21 protein-coding genes and 1 tRNA gene are annotated in these 19,339 nt (G+C 62.7%); 8 read left to right on the forward strand and 14 right to left on the reverse strand.

Annotation, left to right across the window (positions count from 1 at the left end):
• Positions 1-44 precede the first annotated feature (44 nt).
• A complete protein-coding gene (locus tag EI983_RS05325) occupies positions 45-1,172 on the reverse strand; it encodes an aminotransferase class V-fold PLP-dependent enzyme (protein ID WP_157706359.1) in 1,128 nt (375 codons plus the stop codon).
• 189 nt (positions 1,173-1,361) lie between these two features.
• On the opposite strand from EI983_RS05325, the gene EI983_RS05330 reads away from it, so the two are divergent.
• On the forward strand, positions 1,362-2,465 hold the full coding sequence (locus EI983_RS05330) for a Hint domain-containing protein (RefSeq protein WP_198389381.1): 1,104 nt from the start codon (positions 1,362-1,364) through the stop codon (positions 2,463-2,465).
• On the opposite strand, the gene EI983_RS05335 is transcribed toward EI983_RS05330, so the two are convergent.
• Both EI983_RS05335 and EI983_RS05340 read right to left on the reverse strand, forming a co-directional pair.
• On the reverse strand, positions 2,462-2,920 hold the full coding sequence (locus EI983_RS05335; RefSeq protein ID WP_157706361.1) for an Lrp/AsnC family transcriptional regulator: 459 nt from the start codon (positions 2,918-2,920) through the stop codon (positions 2,462-2,464). The two genes, EI983_RS05330 and EI983_RS05335, sit on opposite strands and share 4 nt — an antisense overlap.
• Positions 2,917-3,372 (reverse strand): Lrp/AsnC family transcriptional regulator, encoded by a 456-nt coding sequence (locus EI983_RS05340; RefSeq protein ID WP_157706362.1) that lies wholly within the window; start codon positions 3,370-3,372, stop codon positions 2,917-2,919. The genes EI983_RS05335 and EI983_RS05340 overlap by 4 nt, the downstream gene beginning before the upstream one ends.
• A 132-nt stretch (positions 3,373-3,504) precedes the next feature.
• Between EI983_RS05340 and ilvC the strand changes: the two genes are divergently transcribed.
• Both ilvC and EI983_RS05350 read left to right on the forward strand, forming a co-directional pair.
• Entirely contained in the window at positions 3,505-4,527 is a 1,023-nt protein-coding gene (ilvC, locus tag EI983_RS05345; protein WP_157706363.1) for a ketol-acid reductoisomerase, read from the forward strand.
• Positions 4,528-4,619: 92 nt separating this feature from the next.
• Positions 4,620-5,537, forward strand: a complete 918-nt coding sequence (locus EI983_RS05350; RefSeq protein ID WP_157706364.1) for a DMT family transporter — start codon at positions 4,620-4,622, stop codon at positions 5,535-5,537.
• Positions 5,538-5,558: 21 nt separating this feature from the next.
• Here EI983_RS05350 and folP read toward each other — a convergent pair whose 3' ends face one another.
• The 3 genes from folP to EI983_RS05365 all read right to left on the reverse strand — a co-directional run bounded on the left by folP (position 5,559) and on the right by EI983_RS05365 (position 8,166).
• Positions 5,559-6,560 (reverse strand): dihydropteroate synthase, encoded by a 1,002-nt coding sequence (folP, locus tag EI983_RS05355; protein WP_157706365.1) that lies wholly within the window; start codon positions 6,558-6,560, stop codon positions 5,559-5,561.
• Between the two features lie 106 nt (positions 6,561-6,666).
• The gene (locus tag EI983_RS05360; protein ID WP_157706366.1) at positions 6,667-7,596 is read right to left on the reverse strand and encodes a dihydroneopterin aldolase; all 930 of its coding nucleotides are present in this window, start codon (positions 7,594-7,596) and stop codon (positions 6,667-6,669) included.
• A gap of 342 nt (positions 7,597-7,938) precedes the next feature.
• Positions 7,939-8,166, reverse strand: a complete 228-nt coding sequence (locus EI983_RS05365; protein WP_157706367.1) for an HP1242/YdcH family protein — start codon at positions 8,164-8,166, stop codon at positions 7,939-7,941.
• A 128-nt stretch (positions 8,167-8,294) separates the two neighbouring features.
• On the opposite strand from EI983_RS05365, the gene EI983_RS05370 reads away from it, so the two are divergent.
• From EI983_RS05370 to EI983_RS05380, 3 genes are all read left to right on the forward strand, one after another.
• Complete coding sequence (locus EI983_RS05370) at positions 8,295-9,236, forward strand: hydrogen peroxide-inducible genes activator (RefSeq protein WP_157706368.1); 942 nt, start codon at positions 8,295-8,297, stop codon at positions 9,234-9,236.
• Positions 9,233-9,604 (forward strand): cupin domain-containing protein, encoded by a 372-nt coding sequence (locus EI983_RS05375; RefSeq protein WP_157706369.1) that lies wholly within the window; start codon positions 9,233-9,235, stop codon positions 9,602-9,604. Before EI983_RS05370 ends, EI983_RS05375 begins: the two co-directional genes overlap by 4 nt.
• A 93-nt stretch (positions 9,605-9,697) precedes the next feature.
• The gene (locus EI983_RS05380; protein WP_157706370.1) at positions 9,698-10,012 is read left to right on the forward strand and encodes a TraR/DksA family transcriptional regulator; all 315 of its coding nucleotides are present in this window, start codon (positions 9,698-9,700) and stop codon (positions 10,010-10,012) included.
• Positions 10,013-10,026: 14 nt separating this feature from the next.
• On the opposite strand, the gene EI983_RS05385 is transcribed toward EI983_RS05380, so the two are convergent.
• The 4 genes from EI983_RS05385 to lipB form a co-directional block, all read right to left on the reverse strand.
• The gene (locus EI983_RS05385) at positions 10,027-10,596 is read right to left on the reverse strand and encodes a GNAT family N-acetyltransferase (RefSeq protein ID WP_157706371.1); all 570 of its coding nucleotides are present in this window, start codon (positions 10,594-10,596) and stop codon (positions 10,027-10,029) included.
• 219 nt (positions 10,597-10,815) lie between these two features.
• On the reverse strand, positions 10,816-12,489 hold the full coding sequence (ctaD, locus tag EI983_RS05390; RefSeq protein ID WP_157706372.1) for a cytochrome c oxidase subunit I: 1,674 nt from the start codon (positions 12,487-12,489) through the stop codon (positions 10,816-10,818).
• 206 nt (positions 12,490-12,695) lie between these two features.
• A complete protein-coding gene (locus EI983_RS05395; protein ID WP_157706373.1) occupies positions 12,696-13,112 on the reverse strand; it encodes a c-type cytochrome in 417 nt (138 codons plus the stop codon).
• Between the two features lie 87 nt (positions 13,113-13,199).
• Entirely contained in the window at positions 13,200-13,883 is a 684-nt protein-coding gene (lipB, locus tag EI983_RS05400; RefSeq protein WP_157708987.1) for a lipoyl(octanoyl) transferase LipB, read from the reverse strand.
• Positions 13,884-13,997: 114 nt separating this feature from the next.
• Here lipB and EI983_RS05405 point away from each other — a divergent pair.
• Both EI983_RS05405 and EI983_RS05410 read left to right on the forward strand, forming a co-directional pair.
• Positions 13,998-14,084, forward strand: a tRNA-Leu gene (locus EI983_RS05405).
• A gap of 122 nt (positions 14,085-14,206) precedes the next feature.
• Entirely contained in the window at positions 14,207-15,007 is an 801-nt protein-coding gene (locus EI983_RS05410) for a HalD/BesD family halogenase (protein ID WP_157706374.1), read from the forward strand.
• On the opposite strand, the gene bchO is transcribed toward EI983_RS05410, so the two are convergent.
• Genes bchO through crtA form a run of 4 tightly spaced genes read right to left on the reverse strand, consistent with a single transcriptional unit; the run spans position 14,992 to position 19,220 of the window.
• Entirely contained in the window at positions 14,992-15,876 is an 885-nt protein-coding gene (gene bchO, locus EI983_RS05415; protein WP_157706375.1) for an alpha/beta fold hydrolase BchO, read from the reverse strand. The two genes, EI983_RS05410 and bchO, sit on opposite strands and share 16 nt — an antisense overlap.
• Positions 15,877-15,880: 4 nt before the next feature.
• The gene (locus tag EI983_RS05420; protein ID WP_157706376.1) at positions 15,881-17,554 is read right to left on the reverse strand and encodes a magnesium chelatase subunit D; all 1,674 of its coding nucleotides are present in this window, start codon (positions 17,552-17,554) and stop codon (positions 15,881-15,883) included.
• Entirely contained in the window at positions 17,551-18,555 is a 1,005-nt protein-coding gene (gene bchI / locus EI983_RS05425) for a magnesium chelatase ATPase subunit I (RefSeq protein ID WP_157706377.1), read from the reverse strand. Before bchI ends, EI983_RS05420 begins: the two co-directional genes overlap by 4 nt.
• Complete coding sequence (gene crtA / locus EI983_RS05430; protein ID WP_246162301.1) at positions 18,552-19,220, reverse strand: spheroidene monooxygenase; 669 nt, start codon at positions 19,218-19,220, stop codon at positions 18,552-18,554. Before crtA ends, bchI begins: the two co-directional genes overlap by 4 nt.
• Between the last annotated feature and the right edge of the window lie 119 nt (positions 19,221-19,339).

Raw genomic sequence — 19,339 nt, forward strand, 5'->3', positions numbered from 1 at the left:
TGCCCGCCTCGCGAGGCCGCCTGTCAGGGCGGATGAGCCGCCAGTCAGAGGACCTCGTCAATCACCGCTTTCAGCCGCGCCAATGTGCCGGGAACATCATAGAGCTTGTCGAGGCCAAAGAGCCCCAGGCGGAAGGTCATGAACCCGTCAGGCTCGTTGCAGGCAAGTGGGACACCGGCGGCGATCTGCATGCCTAATGCGCTGAATTTCTTGCCATTCTGGATATCCGGGTCGCTTGTATAGCTCACCACCACACCAGGGGCGCCAAAGCCATCAGCCGCCACAGACACCACGCCTTTCCCGGCCAGCATCGCACGGACACCGTCGCCCAGTTCCCATTGGGCCGCACGCAGCCGCTCAAAACCATAGTCGCGCGTTTCGATCATCGTGTCCCGGAAGGCGCGCAGCGCGTCGGTCGGCATGGTGGCGTGATAGGCATGACCGCCGTTTTCATAGGCCTGCATGATCGCATACCATTTCTTGAGGTCGATGGCGAAACTGTCTGAGCTGGTGGTCTCGAGCCGCTCCAGCGCGCGGGACGACATCATCACAAGCCCCGCCGACGGCGAAGCCGACCAACCCTTTTGCGGAGCTGAAATCAGCACATCGACGCCGGTGGCCTTCATATCCACCCAGGCACAGCCCGATGCGATGCAATCGAGCACCATCAGCGCGCCGACCTCATGCGCCGCCTCGGCCAGCGCGGTCACGTAGTCATCGGGCAGGATAAGACCGGCCGAGGTTTCCACATGCGGAGCAAAGACCACATCGGGCTTTGCCTCACGAATTTTGGCGGTCACTTCTTCGATCGGGGCAGGGGCGAAAGGAGCCTGGACGCCGTTGCCGGTTTGCCGCGCCATGCAAACAGTGGTTTCCGCGGTAAAATCACCTGCCTCGAAAATCTGGCTCCAGCGATAGGAGAACCAGCCATTGCGCACGATCAGTGCATGAGCGTCATGGCCGAACTGCCGCGCCACCGCTTCCATCGCGTAAGACCCGCCGCCGGGGACAAGCGCCACGGCGTCGGCATTGTATACATCTTTCAGCATGTCCGAGATGTCGCGCATCACCTGCTGAAAGCTGGCGCTCATATGGTTGAGAGACCGGTCGGTGAAGACGACCGAAAACTCCTGAAGGCCGTCGGGATCGATATGGTCGAGAAGGGCGGGCATGGGCGTGTCTCCTGATTCTGCGAAGTAAGTGCTAACGCGCTTTCAAGGCCATGGCAAAGTCCCGATCTGACAAGACCGGTCCGTGCCATAGTTTCGCCACAATTTTGACTAAAAGTTTAATCGAAGGCGGCACGTCATCCGTCAAACCGGGCGCAAGATCCGGCAACCGAGGCAGAAAAAAGAGCAGAAATGGCCGATACAACGCTGTTGTTAAACGGTTTTAGTGTTATTGGTGATCCGCAGACAAACTCGAATGCCAGCAATGGCGGCGAGTTCATGATCCATGATGGTACCGCCGTTTTCGAGGATGATGACATCATCGTCTTCGAGGTGGAGGGGGCCACCGAGGATGGCGTTTTGACCGACGAGTCCGTCATCGTGCGGATTATCGTCTATGATAATGCCTCGGATTATTACAATGACATTCCGAAATACACCTACGACGCCCCGCCAGATGGCGGCGGCGAGATTGACGACGGGCGCAACAATATGGGCGACCGTTATCTGGAGTTCGATGCGTCCTCTTTGACCTCCAGCGACCCGGACGCGCCGGTTCTGGGTGAATTGGCACTGGTGGCTGGTATCGATATTCTGGGCGCCTTGGAAAGCCAAAGCGGGCCCTACGAAATCCCGACAAACGAAGATATCGACCTCAATGGCGATGGGATCATCAGTCCCGATGAGGTTGGCGATGGGGCCTTCGAAAGCGATCTCAACATTCTCACCGTGATCTGCTTCATGCGCGGCACTCTGATCGAGACACCAAGCGGGCCACAGGCGATCGAGACGCTCAAGGAAGGCGATATGGTGAGCACGCTTGACGAGGGGCCGCAACCGATCCGCTGGATCGGGACGATGACAGTCCCCGGTCGCGTGGCAGAGAATGCGCCGGTGCGGGTGAAACGCGGCGCGCTGGGCAATGTCCGCGACCTGTGGTTGTCGCAGAACCATCGGGTCCTGCTGCGCGGAGCAACGGCGGAACTGCTCTTTGGGGAGCCCGAAGTCCTCGTGGCGGCAAAGCACCTGTGCAACGATGACACGATCCGCATCATGCCCTGCGATACGGTGGAGTACTGGCACTTCCTCTTTGACAGTCATCAGATTGTTTTTGCGGAATGCTGCCCGGCTGAGAGCCTGTTTCCGGGGCAAGCTTCGCTGGATACGGTCACGCCCGTGGAGCGCGACGAGATCATCGCGGCCTTTCCCGAGCTGGAGCAGGGCGATTGCGGCTATGACATGTCACGCTATACGCTGAAGAAATACGAAGCCGAGGCGCTCAAACGGTCCGCCTAACCGATTGGTCCGGGGCACCGTTCCTCGCTCAGAAGCACGTTTGCCTCCACGTCGCCCACCCCTGGAAGCATCATGATGCGCCGCCGCAGCACGCGCTCGAAATCCGCAATGTCACGCGCCACGACCCGCAGACGGTAATCGTAAAGCCCCAGAATATGCTCGACGGTCTGCACTTCGGGGATGGCGCAGACGGCGCGCTCGAAATCCTCCAAGCTGACCCGGCCCTTGGTGGCGAGCTTGACGCCCAGAAAAACCGTGACGCCAAAACCCAGCCGCTCGCGGTCCAGATCCAGACGGCGGCCTGTGATCACCCCGGCCTCTTCCAGTCGCCGCACCCGTCGCCACGTGGCCGGCTGGCTGAGCCCCAGCTTGCGCCCGAGTGCGCTGGCGGATTGGGTGGCGTCGGCGCTGAGCGCGTGCAGGATCTTGCGGTCAATGGTGTCCAGCTCGATCATAGCGGCAGTGCCTCGTCGGATTTGATGCGGGCCACATGCATCAGCGCTTCGATATCGGCGATATGGGGCAGGGTGAGAATGGCGCTGCGGTAGATCTGCTGATATTGCGCCATGTCGCGGGCAATGACGGAGAGGCGCACATCGACGCGCCCCAGAAAGCTCTGGATTTCAACCACCTCGGGCACGTCCCGGGCCGCAGCGGTAAACTCGTCGAAGGCGCGCGGGTTGGTCTTGTCGAGCGTGATGCGCAAGGAAACCTCGACCTCATACCCAAGCGCGCGCCAGTTGATCACTGCGCGGGTGGCCCGGATCACGCCCGCCTCGCGCAGCCGCTCCAGCCGCCGCGCACAAGTGGCATGGGTCACGCGCGCCCTTTCGGCAAGCTCGCCAGGGGTCAGGGTTGGATCGTCCTGATAATAGCGCAGAAGGCGGCGGTCTGTGTCATCAAGCATGATTTTTTCGCAAAACTAACAATTTGAGAATGAATACTGAAAAAGAAATAGGATTAAAAGGAAAAGTAATGGCTACATTCCTGGGTTTCACCAATATGGTCCGCGCCACACACCCCATTGGAGGAGAGACTCATGCGCGTCTATTACGATCGCGATTGCGATATCAACCTGATCAAGGACATGAACGTGGCCATTCTGGGCTATGGCAGCCAGGGCCACGCCCATGCGCTGAACCTGCGCGACAGCGGCGCCAAGAACGTCGTCGTTGCCCTGCGCGAAGGTTCGGCCAGCGCCAAGAAGGCCGAAGGCGAAGGGCTGAAGGTCATGGGTATCGCAGAGGCGGCGGCCTGGTGCGACCTGATCATGTTCACCATGCCCGATGAACTCCAGGCCGAGACCTACAAGAAATACGTCCACGACAACCTGAAAGACGGTGCCGCAATTGCCTTTGCTCACGGTCTGAACGTGCATTTTGGCCTGATCGAGCCGAAGCCCGGCGTTGACGTGATCATGATGGCCCCGAAAGGCCCCGGCCACACCGTGCGTGGTGAATATGTCAAGGGCGGCGGTGTGCCCTGCCTTGTGGCGGTGGACAATGACGCGTCGGGCCGCGCGCTGGAGATCGGGCTCAGCTATTGCTCGGCCATCGGCGGCGGGCGTTCGGGCATCATCGAGACAAATTTCCGCGAAGAGTGCGAAACCGACCTCTTTGGCGAGCAGGCCGTGCTCTGCGGTGGTCTGGTCGAGCTGATCCGCATGGGCTTCGAAACGCTGGTCGAGGCCGGGTATGCGCCCGAGATGGCCTATTTCGAGTGTCTGCACGAGGTGAAGCTGATCGTCGATCTGATCTATGAAGGCGGTATCGCCAACATGAACTACTCGATCTCCAACACGGCGGAATATGGCGAGTATGTCTCGGGTCCGCGGGTTCTGCCTTATGAGCAGACCAAGAAAGAGATGAAGGCGATTCTGACCGACATCCAGACCGGTAAGTTCGTGCGTGACTTCATGCAGGAAAACGCCGTGGGCCAGCCCTTCTTCAAAGGGACGCGCCGGATGAATGACGCCCACCAGATCGAGGAAGTCGGCGCCAAACTGCGGGCGATGATGCCCTGGATTTCGGCTGGCAAACTGGTGGATCAGGAGAAGAACTGATCACGAAGGTGGGTTGAAAACCCACCCGACATCTTTATCCATGGAGAGGGGCATCCGGGCATGGATGTCCCTTTTCCTTTGAAAGGTCTGTCATGCATCAGGTCACGGCAAAGCACTGGATATTGCTGGCGGGGCTGGCGATGGTCTGGGGCGCGTCCTTCATGTTCATGTCGGTGGCGCTGCGCGGGGTGGGGCCGCTGGTGATGGCGGCCTCCCGGATCAGCTTGGGCGCTTTGGCGCTTCTGATTGTGCTGGCGCTGATGGGGCGGCGGCTGCCGTCCTGGCGCGGGGAGAATGGGCCGACCATCTGGGCCTTTGCGCTGGCGATGGCGCTCTTTTCCAATGCGATCCCGTTCTTTCTGCTGGGCTGGGGGCAGCAGGTGGTGGCCTCGGGCTTTGCAGGCGTCTGCATGGCGGTCGTGCCGCTGCTGATCCTGCCGCTGGCGCATGTGTTTGTGCCGGGCGAGAGGATGAGCCTGCGGCGGCTCACTGGTTTTGTGATGGGGACGCTGGGGGTGATTGTGTTGATCGGGCCTGCGGCTTTCGCCTCGACCGGCGCGGATCTGGAACTCCTGGCCAAGCTTGCCTGTGTGGCGGCGGCGGCCTGCTATTCGGTGGGCTCGATCTGCACGCGGCTCTGTCCGGAGGTGGACCGGATCGCGCTGTCCGCGGCGGTGCTGTCGCTCGCGAGCATTGTTCTGGTGCCGGTGGCACTGGCGGTGGAGGGCTGGCCGGAAAGTATTGACCATACGACCCTTTTGGCGCTGCTCTATCTTGGTGTTTTGCCCACGGGCGTGGCACAGGTGGTGCTGGTGATTGTCAACCGTGAGGCGGGGCCGGTGTTTTTCAGCCTGGTGAATTATCAGGTGCCGCTCTGGTCGGTGTTCTTCGGTTCGGTCTTCCTGCTGGAGCCGCTGCCGCCCAGTCTGCTCCTGGGGCTGGCCTTGATCCTGAGCGGGGTGGCGCTGAGCCAGTTGGGACGGCTCCGAAAGTTGTTCTCCGGGCGCTGAAGAAAATTCGTACGAATTTTCTTATGGTCCCGTGGCGGCCCGCCAGAGCGCCAGGGCCTGTGCCGTCTCGGTCACGTCATGCACGCGCAACATCTGCACCCCTTGCGCCACGCCCGCAAGCGCCACGGCGACAGAGCCATGCACCCGCGCTCCGGCCTCTTCCACACCGCTCAGCGTCCCGATGAAGCGTTTGCGCGAGGCCCCAAGCAGGATGGGGCAGCCGATACCGTGAAAGAGCGAAAGACTGCGCAGGAGCGTCAGGTTATGCTCAAGGGTTTTTCCGAAGCCGATGCCGGGGTCGATGATCATCTGGCTGCGCGGGATGCCGAGTGCTTCAAGTGCGCTTACCCGCCCTTCAAGATAGTCATAGATGTCGAGCGCCACATTGTCGTAGCGCGGATCGTTCTGCATGATTTCCGGTGTGCCCTGGGCATGCATGATGCAGACGGGCAGGCGCGATTTGGCGGCAAACGGGGCCAGCGCGGGGTCGAAGGTGAAACCGGCCACATCGTTGATCAGGGTCGCCCCCGCTTCATGCGCGTCGCGGGCGACCGCGGCTTTGCGCGTGTCGATGGAAATGGGCAGGTCGGTCTCGGCACGCAGGGCGCGGATCACCGGCGCCGTGCGGCGGATTTCTTCGGCGATGGCCACTTCTGCCGCGCCTGGCCGGGTGGACTCGCCTCCGATATCGACGATCTGCGCGCCGGCCTTCTGCATGGCGCGCGCGCGGGCGAGGGCGATCCCGGGGTCGAAATGCTCCCCACCGTCGGAAAAGCTGTCAGGGGTGACATTGAGAATACCTATGAGAGAAGGGGCATCGAACGCGATCCCGCAAATGGCAGGCCGCGGGGCGGTGAGGCGGAGCAGCGCCTCCTCCGGCACCTCTTCCGCGGGGATCAGCCGCGCGGGGGCGTCACGGTGCAGCTCTTCGACCCGGTCGAACCAGCACCATCCCCCGGCAAGGGTATGGGCCCCTGCGGGGCGGGCGGCATCGGTATTTGGAATCGGGCGGTAATAGGTCATTCGCGGCTTGCCTCCGGGGATCGGCGATGAGCCTTGCCGTTCAGGGGGGTGACAAGGGGCAGGCGGCCCCGGATCAGGCCCGGGGCGGGGGCGTGCGTTGTCAAACTCATAGGCCCGATTGCGCGATGTCCTGAATCAGCACGGGCACGGGCGAGGCCTTGGGCGGGGCTTCTCCGATCAATAGCAGGTCGGAGGCCTCGATATGCCCGGCGAACCAGGCGGCGAGGGCCACCGGATCGTCCGGGCCGACCGTTGGCCCATCCACCGCGTCGAGCACGATCTTGGACGGGGCCCAGACGCTGATCTGGCCATTTTTCATCGACCAGTCCAGTTCGGTGCGGGTTTCGACCACCACGCAGCGATCGTCACGCCCGGCGAGCACCCAGGCGTTTTGTTCCAGCGCCAGAAGATCCACCCGGCGCTGAGTCATCCTGTGGCCGGTTTTCGGACCTTCCACATCTGGCAGGCCGACACAGAGGATCACAGGCTCGGCACGCGCTTCCAATTGGTCGAGCCAGCGGTTGAGGTTGGGCGAGCGGATGGCGGCATTGGTGAGATACACGATATGCGGATGGGGCGTGATATCCGCATGGGGCGAGACCGGCTTGGTCTTGAGATCGTCGACAGAGCGGACAATCTCCACGCCAAGCGCGCCCGGCCCGCGATCCAGCTTTTCGATGCGGATAAAGGTGCGCATGGCCTGCGGTTCCAGAAGGATGCGCTCGGCAATGCGCTCGGCCAGGGTTTCAAGCAGATTCAGCCGTTCAGCGGCCAGTTCAGCGGCAATCGCCTCGGTCACACGATCATAGGACAGGATACGGTCCACATCGTCGTCGATCGCATCAGTCAGCGGGCGGACCTCGACCACGACATTGAAGCAAATACGCTGGGTTGTGCCGCGCTCAGCCTGAAAGGCGCCGATCTCCACCTCGACGATATGATCGCGCAGTGAGATGCGGTCGAGTGGGCCGTCGGGCGCCGTGGCGTCGGCGCGGGCCGAGGGATGCTCGAAAGCGAGGCGGATTTCGTGGGGCATGGTGCGCCCTCCGGTCAGGTCCTGGTCGCGCCGGACTTATCATGAGGGCTTGGGCGGGTGAAAGGGGGAATACGACCCGCAAGACGCGCCTTGCGGCACACTGCCGGTGTGGCCGTAAAAAAATGGGGTCAGGCAAGGCCCGATCGCACGAGGGACATGATGGTGCGATGGAGGACCCTACCTGACCCTTAGGCCGGAGGCTTTGCTGCCGTCACTTTCTATCGTGCTGGGGAACCTCCGGTTTGCTGTCTGTCAGCGCTTCTTTCAGCCCGTCGAGATCGGAACTGTGAAACAGTTTGGCTGACATGAGGGCGGTATAGACCTGAAACATGTATGCCCCCTTCAGCTGCTATAGGGCGGTTGGACGCCCTGGCGTTGCAGCATGGTGCGGGTGACATGGATGGCGTCCTTCAGGCCCAGTCGCTCTTGTTTTAGGGTGCGGATGCGTTGCGTATCGGGCCAGGGGCGCATCTGTTCCTCTTCGACCTGTGCCGTGAGGTCGCGGCGGCGACGGCTCAGGGTCTTGATCCGGGCGATCAGGCGGTCGGGGGAAATGGTCCTGGCTTGCATCGGCATCTCCTTGCTTCGCGTTTCCATGATCGAAATATGGCAGGGGGGTGGTCTAAAATAAATCCTATTGAGCCTGAAAGTTTCATCGGAAAAAGCTATATAACTCTAAGAGAGCAGAGGAGAGGCCGATGGCTGATGAACTGACCCTGAAGCAGCTGCGTTACTTTATGGCGCTGGCCGAAACCCATCACTACCGACGTGCGGCGGAACGGGCCGGGGTAAGCCAGCCGTCATTGTCACAGCAGATTGTCGCGCTCGAAGGGGCGCTGGGGCTGGAATTGGTGGAGCGGGGGCGTCGTGGCGCGGTGCTCACACCTGCGGGGCGCGAGGTGCGGCTGCGCGCCCAGGCGATCCTGGATGACGTTGCGGCGCTCGAAGCGATGTCCGGCGAAATGCGCAAGGGCGAGGGCGGGACCATCCGACTGGGCTCCACCCCAACGCTCGGGCCTTATCTTCTGCCCTATGTGGTGCGGCGGCTGAAGCTGTCCTATCCCGGTCTCAAACTGGTGATCCGGGACGCGGCCCCGCGGCAGTTACAGGAAGAACTGGTCGAAGGGCGGCATGATCTGATCCTGACGCAACTGCCGGTGCAATCGGGCGATGTGGAGGTGGAGCGGCTCTTTCGCGAGCCACTGAAACTGGCCGTGGCGGCGGATCATCCGCTGGCAGACCGCGAGCACATTCGCGAGGCGGACCTGAAAGGGCAGGACATCCTGTCGCTGTCGGATGCCTATCTGCTGCACAGCCAGACCGTGCAGCTTTGCGCGGAGCTGGGCGCGCATTTGCGGCAGGACTACGAGGGCACCAGCCTCGACGCCTTGCGGCAGATGACGGCGCTCAATATGGGCGTCAGCTTTCTTCCTGCGCTCTATGTCCGCTCGGAAGTGGCGCGTGGAAAGGGGGACGTGGTGATTCATGCCTTTCGCAAGGATGGGTTTACCCGCTCGATCGGGCTTGCCTGGCGCAAACGCTCGGCGCATGGGGCGTTGATCGTGCGGATCGGGGCTATGATCCGCGAGGTGGTGCGGGCACAATTCGCACAGCTTGTCGTGGAGGAGGGTCAGGGATGAAGAGCTATAAACCGGGCGACGATGTGGGCGCGCTGGAGGACTGGCCGTTCGAGGCGCCGGAAAGCGCCTATCGGATCATCGAGGGCGCGCCGCGCGCGTCAGGCAGGCTTGAGACCGGTGGGGCGGGGCAGGTCACCCGGATGGGGATCTGGCGCTGTACGGCCGGGGTGTTCGAATGCACCGAACAGGGGGATGAACTGATGACGGTGCTGGAGGGACATTGCCGCATCACCGATCACGCCAGCGGCACGGTGCTCGATTTGCGCCCGGGGGACAGCGCACGGCTGACCGATGGCGCGCGGGTCACCTGGGAGGTGCTGGAAGAGGTGACCAAGGTCTTCTTCGGCTACAAACCCGGCGGCTATTGACCGCCGATCGCAGATTCTCGAACCTTGATGCAGGTCAAGGCGCGTAAGTGCCAAAAGACTACTCTCGACAGTCGCAAGAGGAGGACGAGCGTCATGGACATCACCGCCAAGAAACAGTCACTGGAGGCCCGCCGCGCGGAACTGACGGCGCATCTGAGCGATGTGGAACATAGCCTGGACGAAGCGCCCCCGAAAGACTGGGAAGACAGGGCGTCTGAACGGCAAGGCGATGAGGTGCTCGAATCTCTGGGGCATGTGGAAATGGCGGAATTGCGCCGGATCGATGCCGCTCTGGAACGGATCGAGGCAGGCACCTATGGCGAGTGTCAGAAATGTGGTGAGGATATCTCGGAGGAGAGGCTCGATCTTCTTCCGGACACGCCGTTTTGCAAGAATTGCGCGGTTTGATACGCTGACGCCATTCAGCTTCTGCCATCGGGCCATTGCAGGATGGCGCAGGCGAAGCCGCGCGATTCCCTGAACGCTTCATCAAAGAGCGACATCGGGGTTGGCCAATGCGGGGCAAGGGTGGCTTCGATGGCGCCGGGCTCATGATGCAGCTGGGCGTCGTGTTTTCTGGCCAGGTGCGTCATCCGTTCGTTCTCACGCAGGCAGATCATGTAGAGGGTTCTGACCCCCCGGTTTTGGGCTACCGCAAGAATATGATCGAACAGCGCTTCACCGATGCCCCGGTTCTGCCAGTTGCTTTCGACTGAGAACGCAGCTTCGGCCGTTGCGGGCCAGCCATTGAACAGGCCGCGCAGTTCGGCGACGGCGCGCAGCCTGCCGCCGACAAACGCCCCATAGACCAAGCTGTCCAGTCGCAGGATATTCTGGGCGTACCGGGCAACCGCAGCGTCGTTCAGGTGTCCTGCGAACCGGGCTTGCCGCGTATCCGGGTCGAGACGCAGAAAATGTGCCTGGATCGCTTCGAGATCCGGCCCCCAGAGGCGTCGGATGATCGGATCCAGGTCTTCGCAATGGCGCGTCATGACTGGTCCTTTTGTCTGTTCGCATGACGATCAGACAGGTGCGCGTGTTGTGTTTCAATACATTTCCGCGGCGCGGCATCGGGGTGGCGCATTTATGCTGCGTCGCAGCGCAAACAGTGCGTGGCCGATTAATCCTTGGGCAGGTTTGTGGGCAAAGCTGCAGTGCCATAAAAAAAGCCCCGGATCGCTCCGGGGCTTTCTGGTGTCTGAACAGGCCGCTTAGTGGGCGTGTTGCTTGTCCCAGTCTTCCTGCTTCGGAAGCTGCTCGAACGTATGTTCGGGCGGCGGGCTGGGCAGGGTCCATTCCAGCGTGTCGGCATATTCGTTCCACGGGTTGTTTTCCGTGACCTTCGCACCGCGATAGAGCGTGTAAAGGATCACCCCGAAGAAGAACACGAAGCTGGCGAAGGAGATGAACGCACCCACCGACGACCACCAGTTCCAGGGCGCGAAGGCCTCGGGATAGTCGATATAGCGGCGCGGCATACCCTGACGGCCCAGGAAGTGCTGCGGGAAGAAGGTGAGGTTGGCACCGATGAACATGGCCCAGAAGTGCAGCTTGCCAGCCCATTCCGGATACATCCGGCCCGACATCTTGGGCAGGTAGAAATAGATCCCTGCAAAGATGGCGAAGACGGCGCCAAGGCTCATCACGTAGTGGAAGTGAGCAACGACATAGTAGGTGTCATGATAGGCACGGTCGATGCCTGCCTGGCTGAGCACGATACCGGTCACACCGCCCACCGTGAACAGGAACAGGAAGCCGAACGCCCAGAGCATCGGCGTCTTGAACTCGATCGAGCCGCCCCACATCGTGGCGATCCAGCTGAACACTTTCACGCCCGTCGGCACCGCGATGACCATGGTGGCGAGCATGAAATAGCTCTGCTGCGTCAGGCTCATCCCCACGGTGTACATGTGGTGCGCCCAGACGACAAAGCCCAGGGCCCCGATTGCGATCAGTGCCCAGACCATCGGCAGGTAGCCGAAGACCGGCTTGCGCGCGAAGGTGGCGATCACGTGGCTGATGATCCCGAAGCCGGGTAGGATGATGATATACACCTCCGGGTGGCCGAAGAACCACAGGATATGCTGGTACAGCACCGGGTCGCCGCCGCCTGCGGGATCAAAGAAGGTCGTCCCGAAGTTGCGGTCGGTCAGCAGCATGGTGATGGCCCCCGCAAGAACCGGCAGGCTGAGCAGGATCAGCCAGGCGGTGACGAAGATCGACCACGAGAACAGCGGCACTTTGAACAGCGTCATGCCGGGCGCGCGCATGTTCAGGAAGGTGGTGATCATGTTGATCGCCCCAAGGATCGAGGAGGCACCCGAGACGTGTACCGCAAAGATCGCAAGGTCCATCGACATACCAGCCTCGGTCGTCGAGAGCGGCGGGTAAAGCACCCAGCCCACGCCCGAGCCAAGCTGACCATTGCCGCCCGGAGCCAGGAGCGAGGCCACCCCCAGCGATGTCCCGGTCACATAGAGCCAGAAGCTGAGGTTGTTCATCCGCGGGAAGGCCATATCGGGCGCGCCGATCTGCAACGGCATGAAATAGTTGCCAAAACCGCCGAAGAGCGCCGGAATAACAACGAAGAACATCATCAGCACGCCATGATAAGTGATCATGACATTCCAAAGATGCCCGTTCGGGGTACATTCGCCTGCGGCGGCCGCGGTGAACCGCGCGCCTTCCAGACACATGTATTGAACGCCGGGCTCCATAAGCTCCATGCGCATGTAAACGGTGAACAGAACCGAAATCAGACCGACAACCGCCGACACCACAAGATACAGGATACCGATATCCTTGTGGTTGGTGGACATGAACCAGCGGGTGAAGAACCCGCGTTCGTCATGATGGTCGTGGCCGTGAATGGCTGCGTCTGCCATTATCTTGCCTCCTGCTGGTATTTTTCGAGCCAACACCCCACCATAGGGGCCGCCCAGAATCCATTCCGGTTTTAGAATGCTTGTCCAAGAGGGGCAATGTCAGAGTTTGATCTGCGTCAAATAAATTTGTCGCACCCAAGAAAAGGGCCCCGGCAGTGTCTGCCGAGGCCCGAACTTTGAAAATATTATTATTTTTCAGCGCGTTGTCACTCGGCTGCGGGCGCGACAGACGCCAGGTAGGCCGCGACGTCCTCGCCACCCTTCTTAAGTTTGAAGGTCATTTTCGACTTTGCGGCATAGCCTTTGTCACCCAGCCAGGCTTTCGGGTCGGCCACGTAGACAGCGAGTTCTTCCTCGGTCCAGGTGAACTCCGCCGCCATCGCCTCTTGCAGGCCGTCGCCATATTTGAAACCGTCCTGCGAGCCGGCGACACGGCCGATCACACCATAGAGGTTGGGGCCGGTCTTGCCGCCCTTAACGATCTCTTCGCCATCATCGGAGACGATCATGTGGCAGGCCTTGCACTTCTTGAACGCCTTTTCGCCTTCCTCGGCGTCACCTGCGGCAAAAGCGGGCACAGCGAGGGCCAGAAGGGCGGCGGATGTTGTCAGCAGAGTTTTCATTGGAACCTCTTTCCTTGCATGAAAAGCATTTCGATTGCCCTTAGAATACTAGAGCGTTTGCGAAGAACAACAGGGGAAATCCGCAGTTTAATTGTCGCAGTTGGCCAAATGTGACCCGGCGTGCTTGTCAAAAATCAAGTCGAAGCTGCGGCGCAGGGCCACATCAAGGTCATCCATGGTGACAGGCAGGCCAAGATCGACCAGCGAGGTCACGCCATGCTCGGCGATTCCACATGGCACGATTCCGCCGAAATGGCTCAGATCAGGCTCCACATTGATGGAGATGCCGTGAAAGCTCACCCATTTGCGCAGGCGAATCCCGATTGCCGCGATCTTGTCTTCGGGTTTCTGTCCGGCCGCGGTGAGCGGCTTGTCATCGCGCACAACCCAGACCCCGACGCGGCCGGGCCTGATCTCGCCGCGGATATTGAAGCTGTCGAGCGTGGCGATCACCCATTGTTCAAGCTGACGTACGAAACACCGCACATCACGACCGCGCGCGCCGACATCGAGCATCACATAGATCACCCGCTGACCGGGGCCGTGATAGGTATATTGCCCGCCGCGTTTGCTCTCATAGACGGGAAAACGGTCCGGGTCGGTCAGATCCGCAGGTTTGGCAGAGGTTCCGGCGGTGTAGAGCGGCGGGTGTTCCAGCAGCCAGATACACTCCTCGGCCTCGCCCGCAGCGATGGCATTGGCGCGCGCCTCCATGAAGGAAACCGCCTCTTCATAGCCGGTCAGGCCGGGGGTGGAAATCCAGTCTACCATGGGCATGGGTGATAGCCCTGATGAGGCATAATGAAAAGCGGGCAATGAGGGGCAAATTGCCTCTTCACAAGCCTGGGTGGGTCGTCTATACGCGCTTCCGTTACCAGATCACGTGCGGTCGTGGCGGAATTGGTAGACGCGCAGCGTTGAGGTCGCTGTTCCTTAACCGGAGTGGAAGTTCGAGTCTTCTCGACCGCACCATTATCTTCCTTATGAACTTCAGGCGCCTGATCCCCTGCGGGATAGGCCGTGTTTTATTTGCCGGTTTGCCGAGAGTGTGCCAAGCTTCGCGGGTCCTGTGGGCTTTTCAGCGAAGGTGCCGTATGCAACCGGAAGACATCATCAACCTTGACGCCTATCCTATCGCCGATCGGAATGCGCCGGAACGCAAGGCGCTGATCCAGCGCCTGCGGGCGGAACTCGCGGACAAGCAATATGTCTCGTTGCCCGACTTCATTCGCCCAGAAGCGCGCGCGCAGGCTGTCGCTGACGCGATGGAGGCGTTGCCGCGCGCCCATCCGAACTGTGCCGATCGCAGTTGCTATCTGCACCGCCAGGGTGACGCATCGCTGCCGCCCGATCACCCGCGCAATATCATGCTCAAGTCCAGCACCCGGATGCTGGCCTATGACCGGTTCTCTGATGAAAGCCCGGTCAAGACGCTTTATCACTGGGCCCCCGTGCGCGAGATGGTGACCGAGGTCGTGGGCGCGCAGGCACTCTATGACAGCGCGGACCCGTGCCAGCCGGTCAACCTGCTCTGTTATGAGCCGGGGGATCAGTCGGCCTGGCATTTCGATTCCGACAACGCCTTCACGATGACCCTGATGCTTCAGGCGGCCGATCGGGGCGGCGAGTTTGAAATGGTGCCCAATACCCGCAGCGACGATGATCAGAATTATGATTATGTGGCGCAGGTCGTCACGGGCGCGCGCCCGCAAGACACGGTGGCGGTCGCGCGTGAGGTGGGGTCGCTCTGTATCTTCCGGGGGTGCAATTCGGTCCACCGTGTTTCGCCCGTCGAGGGCGAGACGACGCGCATCATGGCGGTCTTTGTCTATGAAGATGCCCCTGGTGTGGTGGGGGATCCAAAGGTGAACGAGACGATTTACGGGCGCGTGTGATCAGCGCGATCAAGCCAGCGGAGGATCAGATCGGCGACCTCCTCGGGGCGTTCTTCATGAAGCAGGTGCCCAGTGCCGTGCATCACATGGCAATCGGCATGGGGCAGGCGCTGTGCGGCATTCTCCGAGACCGAGGGGGCGACCGCGCGGTCCCGGTCGCCCGCGATCAGAAGCGTGCGTGTCTTGATCTGCGGCAGGCGGTCGATCAATCCGTCGATTTCCCATTGCGCCATCATCTGTAGAGCGCCGTCCACATGGGCCCGGTCGGCAATGAGCCGTGCGTAATAGCCCAGACCGTCTTCGCTGAGCGTTGAGCCGGTTCCTTCGATCAGGCGCCGAGCGCGCGCAGCGCTGTTGCGCCCGGCGGTGAACATCAGCGAGGTCAGCGGATTGAGCGCCAAGAGCTTCGCCAGAAGAGGAAAGAGCCAGCCGGCAATGCCTTCGAAGCGGCTGAGCGCCGCGTTGATTCCGATCACCTCCGGGGCCGCCCGGCCTGAGGGGTCGTGACGGGCTGACAGCTCCAGGGCAATGGCCGCCCCTGCGGAATGTCCGATAATCCCCGAGGGGTGCCACCCCTGATCACGGCAAAGCGCCTCGATATCGGCGGTCATTGCCTGAAGCCCGCAGCGGTTGCGCGCCGTGCTCTGGCTGAAGCCCTGGCCGGGCAGGTCAAGCGCCACCAGATGAAAGCGCCCGGCCAGCAGCGGGATCAGATCGCGCCAGCTATGGGTTGAGGCCCCCGCACCATGCAGCAGAAGAAGCGTGGGACCGGTGCCGGTTTCCTGAACATGCCAGCGATGTGTCCCCAGCGTGACCCGCCGCGACAGATCGTGATGCGGCCAGGTGGGAAGATCGCGGGCCCAATCCACGGCCTCACCCGCTCAGGCTCGTGTCCACCGCCGCGCTGATCTTGCGGGCGTCGGCACGGGGCAATGCGAGATAGCGTGCATTCAGGGCCGCGGCGAGTTCGGCAGCTTGCGGCGCGGGGCGGTTGGCGATGTCGATCAGCACGGCGTCGAGCCCTTCGGCCCCAAGGTTGCGGGCCATCTGGATCGCATCCTCCTGGGCTGTCGCCCGCCCGGGCTGACCATCCAGCGCCACGTTGGCGCGCCCGTCGGTCAGCAGGGCAAGCATGGGGGTGAGCCCGCGCCGCCGCGCCTGAAGCATCAGGTTTGCCGCGCTGAGCAGGCCCGAGGCGAGCGGTGTGCCGCCACCGCCGGGCAGGGCCGACAGGCGGCGCTTGCCCTGGACGAGCGAGCGTGTCGGCGGCAGAAGGACCTCGGCGCCGGTGCCGCGAAAGGCGATGAGCGCCACCTGATCGCGCTTGGCATAGGCCTGCGCCAGCAAAAGCTCGACCGCCCCCTTGGCTTCGGCAAGACGGGCCATGGCCGAGGATCCCGACGCATCGACGGCAAAGACGAGTAAGCGGTCGGAGGCAAGCTCGAACCGGCGAATATGAATGTCGGAGGGGTGCAGGATAATGCGGCGGCCTGTCGGGTCGGAGAGGCGGCGCATCTTTTGCCATGGGGCTGCGGCGCGCAGGGTGGCCACGGGATCGATCCGGTTGCGGCCATCGGGCTTTCCCGGCCGGGCGGGCAGGGGGCGGCCACGCCGGTTGCCGATCCGCCGTGCCCCCGCCCCGGCGCCGCTGGCACCGCGGTGCCGCACTGTGCGCGCTATCCCGTCCAGCAGACCGGCGGGAAGCAGAGCCGCGATGGCGCTGACAAGTATCTCATCCGGCAAGGCCTCCAAGAGGTTTGCATCCGGGTCGGTCTCGCCTTGGTCAGGCGCGGGCGGCTCGGGAGATGCCTGCTCCTCGGGCTCCTGTGGCAGCATCGTGGCCCGGCTTGGATAAACCAGTTCGGCTGCTTCGCGCAGATGGTCATCCTGCACCTGCGGGTCCCGGTCGAGCGCGGCCAGAACGCGCGCAGTTCTGAGCGCGAGGATCGGCGCGCGCAGGCTGTCGATGCCGAAACGGGCGGCGACGCTGACGAGAGTGGCCATGTCGGTCTCGCCCACGGAGATACCCGGCAGCGCGGCCCGCGCGTGATCCAGATCTGCCGGGGCGGGCAGAAGAAGCCGCGCCTCGGCGGCAGTGATGCCGTCCAGATCGGCCGCGAAGGCGAGCCGATCGGTCAGCGCCCCGGGCGGGGTGTCATCCGGCTCAACACCTTCGTCCAGCAGAAAGAGCTGATGCCCGAGCCCCCTGTCGAGCAGTTGAGCGAGCCGCGCCGCCAAGGAGGGCGTCAGGCGCTCGGCCATGGGCATCACAAGTGCTGCGGGGACGGCACTGAGCCCTGCATCCATCACCGGGCGCCCTTCGGCAAGCGTGGCGGCGATGTTGAGCCCGCCGAAAAGTTGGGTGTCGGAGATACCGGGAGGGACCCGGTGCTGCGGGCCCGGCAGGCGGGCAAGCGCGGCCTCGAACGCGGCGCGCGCGGGGCCGACACGGGCACGCAGGACCATACCGCCGAGCCCGGCGGGATCCACCGCCAAAGCAGCGAGCATACGGGCGGCACGCGCCATGGAAGGCGCGGGGCCTGTCATCCCAGAACGTCCGCCACCGTGCGTTCCACCCGCGTGGCAGACCCGGCCTCGTCAAGCGGGTCGCGGCGCAGGCGGTGGCTGAGTGCCATGGGCGCGATGCGGCGCAGGTGATCGCGGCTGACCTGTCGCGCCCCGTCATAGGCGGCAAGCGCCCGGGCAGCGCGCATCAGGGTCAGTTCTCCGCGCAGCCCATCGGCCCCAAGTGCCAGGCTGAGCGCTGCGCAGTCGCGCAGGATGTCATCGCTCACCGAGGTGGCATGGAGCGCGTCGCGGGCCGTCAGGATGGCTTTGCGCACCTTCGCATCCTTGCGCTTCCAACGGGTGATGAAGGCTGTGCGGTCGGTCTCATAAGCGTCGCGCCGGCGGATCACCTCAATCCGCTCGTCGATATTGTCCGGCGAACGCACTTCAACCGAAAGCCCGAACCGGTCAAGCAGTTGCGGGCGCAGTTCGCCTTCTTCTGGGTTGCCTGATCCCACCAGCACAAAGCGTGCCGGGTGGCGGATCGACAGCCCGTCGCGCTCCACCGCATTCACCCCGGATTGGGCCACATCGAGCAAGAGATCGACAATGTGATCCTCCAACAGATTGACCTCGTCGATATAGAGATAGCCGCGGTTCGCCTGCGCCAGGAGACCCGGTTCAAAAGCCTTTTCGCCTCGGGTCAGGGCGCGTTCGATGTCGAGCGCCCCGGTGACGCGGTCCTCGGTCACGCCCAGAGGCAGATCGACCACCGGTGTGGGCCTCTTGACGAGTTTTTCCGTGGTCACACCCGCCCAGTCCGGGCTTTCGCCGAGGCTGGGCGCATTCACCGGGCAGCCTTTGACGGCGGTGATCGGGGGCAGCAAGGCCGCCAGCGCTCGCACGGCGGTGGATTTGCCTGTGCCGCGGTCTCCGAAGACCAGCACGCCGCCAAGACCCGGGTCAATCGCGGTCAGGATCAGCGCGCGCTTCATCTCGTCCTGGCCGACGATGGCGGAGAATGGGAAGGCGTCGTTCATCGGGTTTGCTCCGTATCGGCCAGCGGGCTGTTTCCCTGCCATGTGCCACAATCCCCCAGCACGCGGAAGCGGGCATAGAGCTCTTCGCTGAACCAGTTGCCATCCCGCACGGCACGAATGGCACGGGCATGCGGGCCGTCGGCGCGCGCGAACCGGGCCATGCTGGCGGTGTCCGGCCAGATCGAGAAGGTGATCTGCTGAACAAGAGGCACCTCGCCGATACCGATCTTGAACAGGACATTGCCATCCGTGCCGATAACGCTGCTGATATCCGGGACCCGCCGCCAGAACCGAAGCGCCGTGAGAGGGCGGACCGTGGCGCGGGTCAGTGCGGCGATGGGGCCTCGCGGAGCCGCGTCTTCGGTGGGGGTGAAGGGATGCTGTCCCGACCATTGGCCGCGCGCCGAAATCGGTTCGAGAAATACCGTCCAGGCTTCGCTGGCGCGGTTGTGATAGGACCGAAAGACGGGGGCCGAGGCGGTCTGAGTGCGCGCCGTGGCCTCATCCGGCCAGGTTGCGAGGATCGAGTAGACGCCGGTATTGGGCACGGGGGTAAACCCTTCTCCCGTACCCGAACCGCAGAGTTTCCAGAAGCCCAGCCCCTCAACCCGACGCATCCGGGGACGGGCAAGGCCCATCATGGCAAAGGCCCAAAGGCGGCTCACGCCCTTGGGAAACTGGAAAACGCTCAGGGATACGGTTTGAATGGCTCGGCTCCTCTGGCTGGCGCGTCCGCAGGATGGCACGGTTTCAATTGACAGAAAAGCGCCGCAGGGAAGGATTG

It is taken from the genome of Roseovarius faecimaris, from assembly GCF_009762325.1.
In the GTDB taxonomy this organism is placed as follows: Bacteria; Pseudomonadota; Alphaproteobacteria; order Rhodobacterales; family Rhodobacteraceae; genus Roseovarius; species Roseovarius faecimaris.

Coding starts and splice junctions, on each gene's coding strand:
- EI983_RS05325 (WP_157706359.1), bottom strand. CDS start 1,172: ATGCCCGCCCTTCTCGACCATATCGATCCCGACGGCCTTCAGGAGTTT.
- EI983_RS05330 (WP_198389381.1), top strand. CDS start 1,362: ATGGCCGATACAACGCTGTTGTTAAACGGTTTTAGTGTTATTGGTGAT.
- EI983_RS05335 (WP_157706361.1), bottom strand. CDS start 2,920: ATGATCGAGCTGGACACCATTGACCGCAAGATCCTGCACGCGCTCAGC.
- EI983_RS05340 (WP_157706362.1), bottom strand. CDS start 3,372: ATGCTTGATGACACAGACCGCCGCCTTCTGCGCTATTATCAGGACGAT.
- ilvC (WP_157706363.1), top strand. CDS start 3,505: ATGCGCGTCTATTACGATCGCGATTGCGATATCAACCTGATCAAGGAC.
- EI983_RS05350 (WP_157706364.1), top strand. CDS start 4,620: ATGCATCAGGTCACGGCAAAGCACTGGATATTGCTGGCGGGGCTGGCG.
- folP (WP_157706365.1), bottom strand. CDS start 6,560: ATGACCTATTACCGCCCGATTCCAAATACCGATGCCGCCCGCCCCGCA.
- EI983_RS05360 (WP_157706366.1), bottom strand. CDS start 7,596: ATGCCCCACGAAATCCGCCTCGCTTTCGAGCATCCCTCGGCCCGCGCC.
- EI983_RS05365 (WP_157706367.1), bottom strand. CDS start 8,166: ATGCAAGCCAGGACCATTTCCCCCGACCGCCTGATCGCCCGGATCAAG.
- EI983_RS05370 (WP_157706368.1), top strand. CDS start 8,295: ATGGCTGATGAACTGACCCTGAAGCAGCTGCGTTACTTTATGGCGCTG.
- EI983_RS05375 (WP_157706369.1), top strand. CDS start 9,233: ATGAAGAGCTATAAACCGGGCGACGATGTGGGCGCGCTGGAGGACTGG.
- EI983_RS05380 (WP_157706370.1), top strand. CDS start 9,698: ATGGACATCACCGCCAAGAAACAGTCACTGGAGGCCCGCCGCGCGGAA.
- EI983_RS05385 (WP_157706371.1), bottom strand. CDS start 10,596: ATGACGCGCCATTGCGAAGACCTGGATCCGATCATCCGACGCCTCTGG.
- ctaD (WP_157706372.1), bottom strand. CDS start 12,489: ATGGCAGACGCAGCCATTCACGGCCACGACCATCATGACGAACGCGGG.
- EI983_RS05395 (WP_157706373.1), bottom strand. CDS start 13,112: ATGAAAACTCTGCTGACAACATCCGCCGCCCTTCTGGCCCTCGCTGTG.
- lipB (WP_157708987.1), bottom strand. CDS start 13,883: ATGGTAGACTGGATTTCCACCCCCGGCCTGACCGGCTATGAAGAGGCG.
- EI983_RS05410 (WP_157706374.1), top strand. CDS start 14,207: ATGCAACCGGAAGACATCATCAACCTTGACGCCTATCCTATCGCCGAT.
- EI983_RS05420 (WP_157706376.1), bottom strand. CDS start 17,554: ATGACAGGCCCCGCGCCTTCCATGGCGCGTGCCGCCCGTATGCTCGCT.
- bchI (WP_157706377.1), bottom strand. CDS start 18,555: ATGAACGACGCCTTCCCATTCTCCGCCATCGTCGGCCAGGACGAGATG.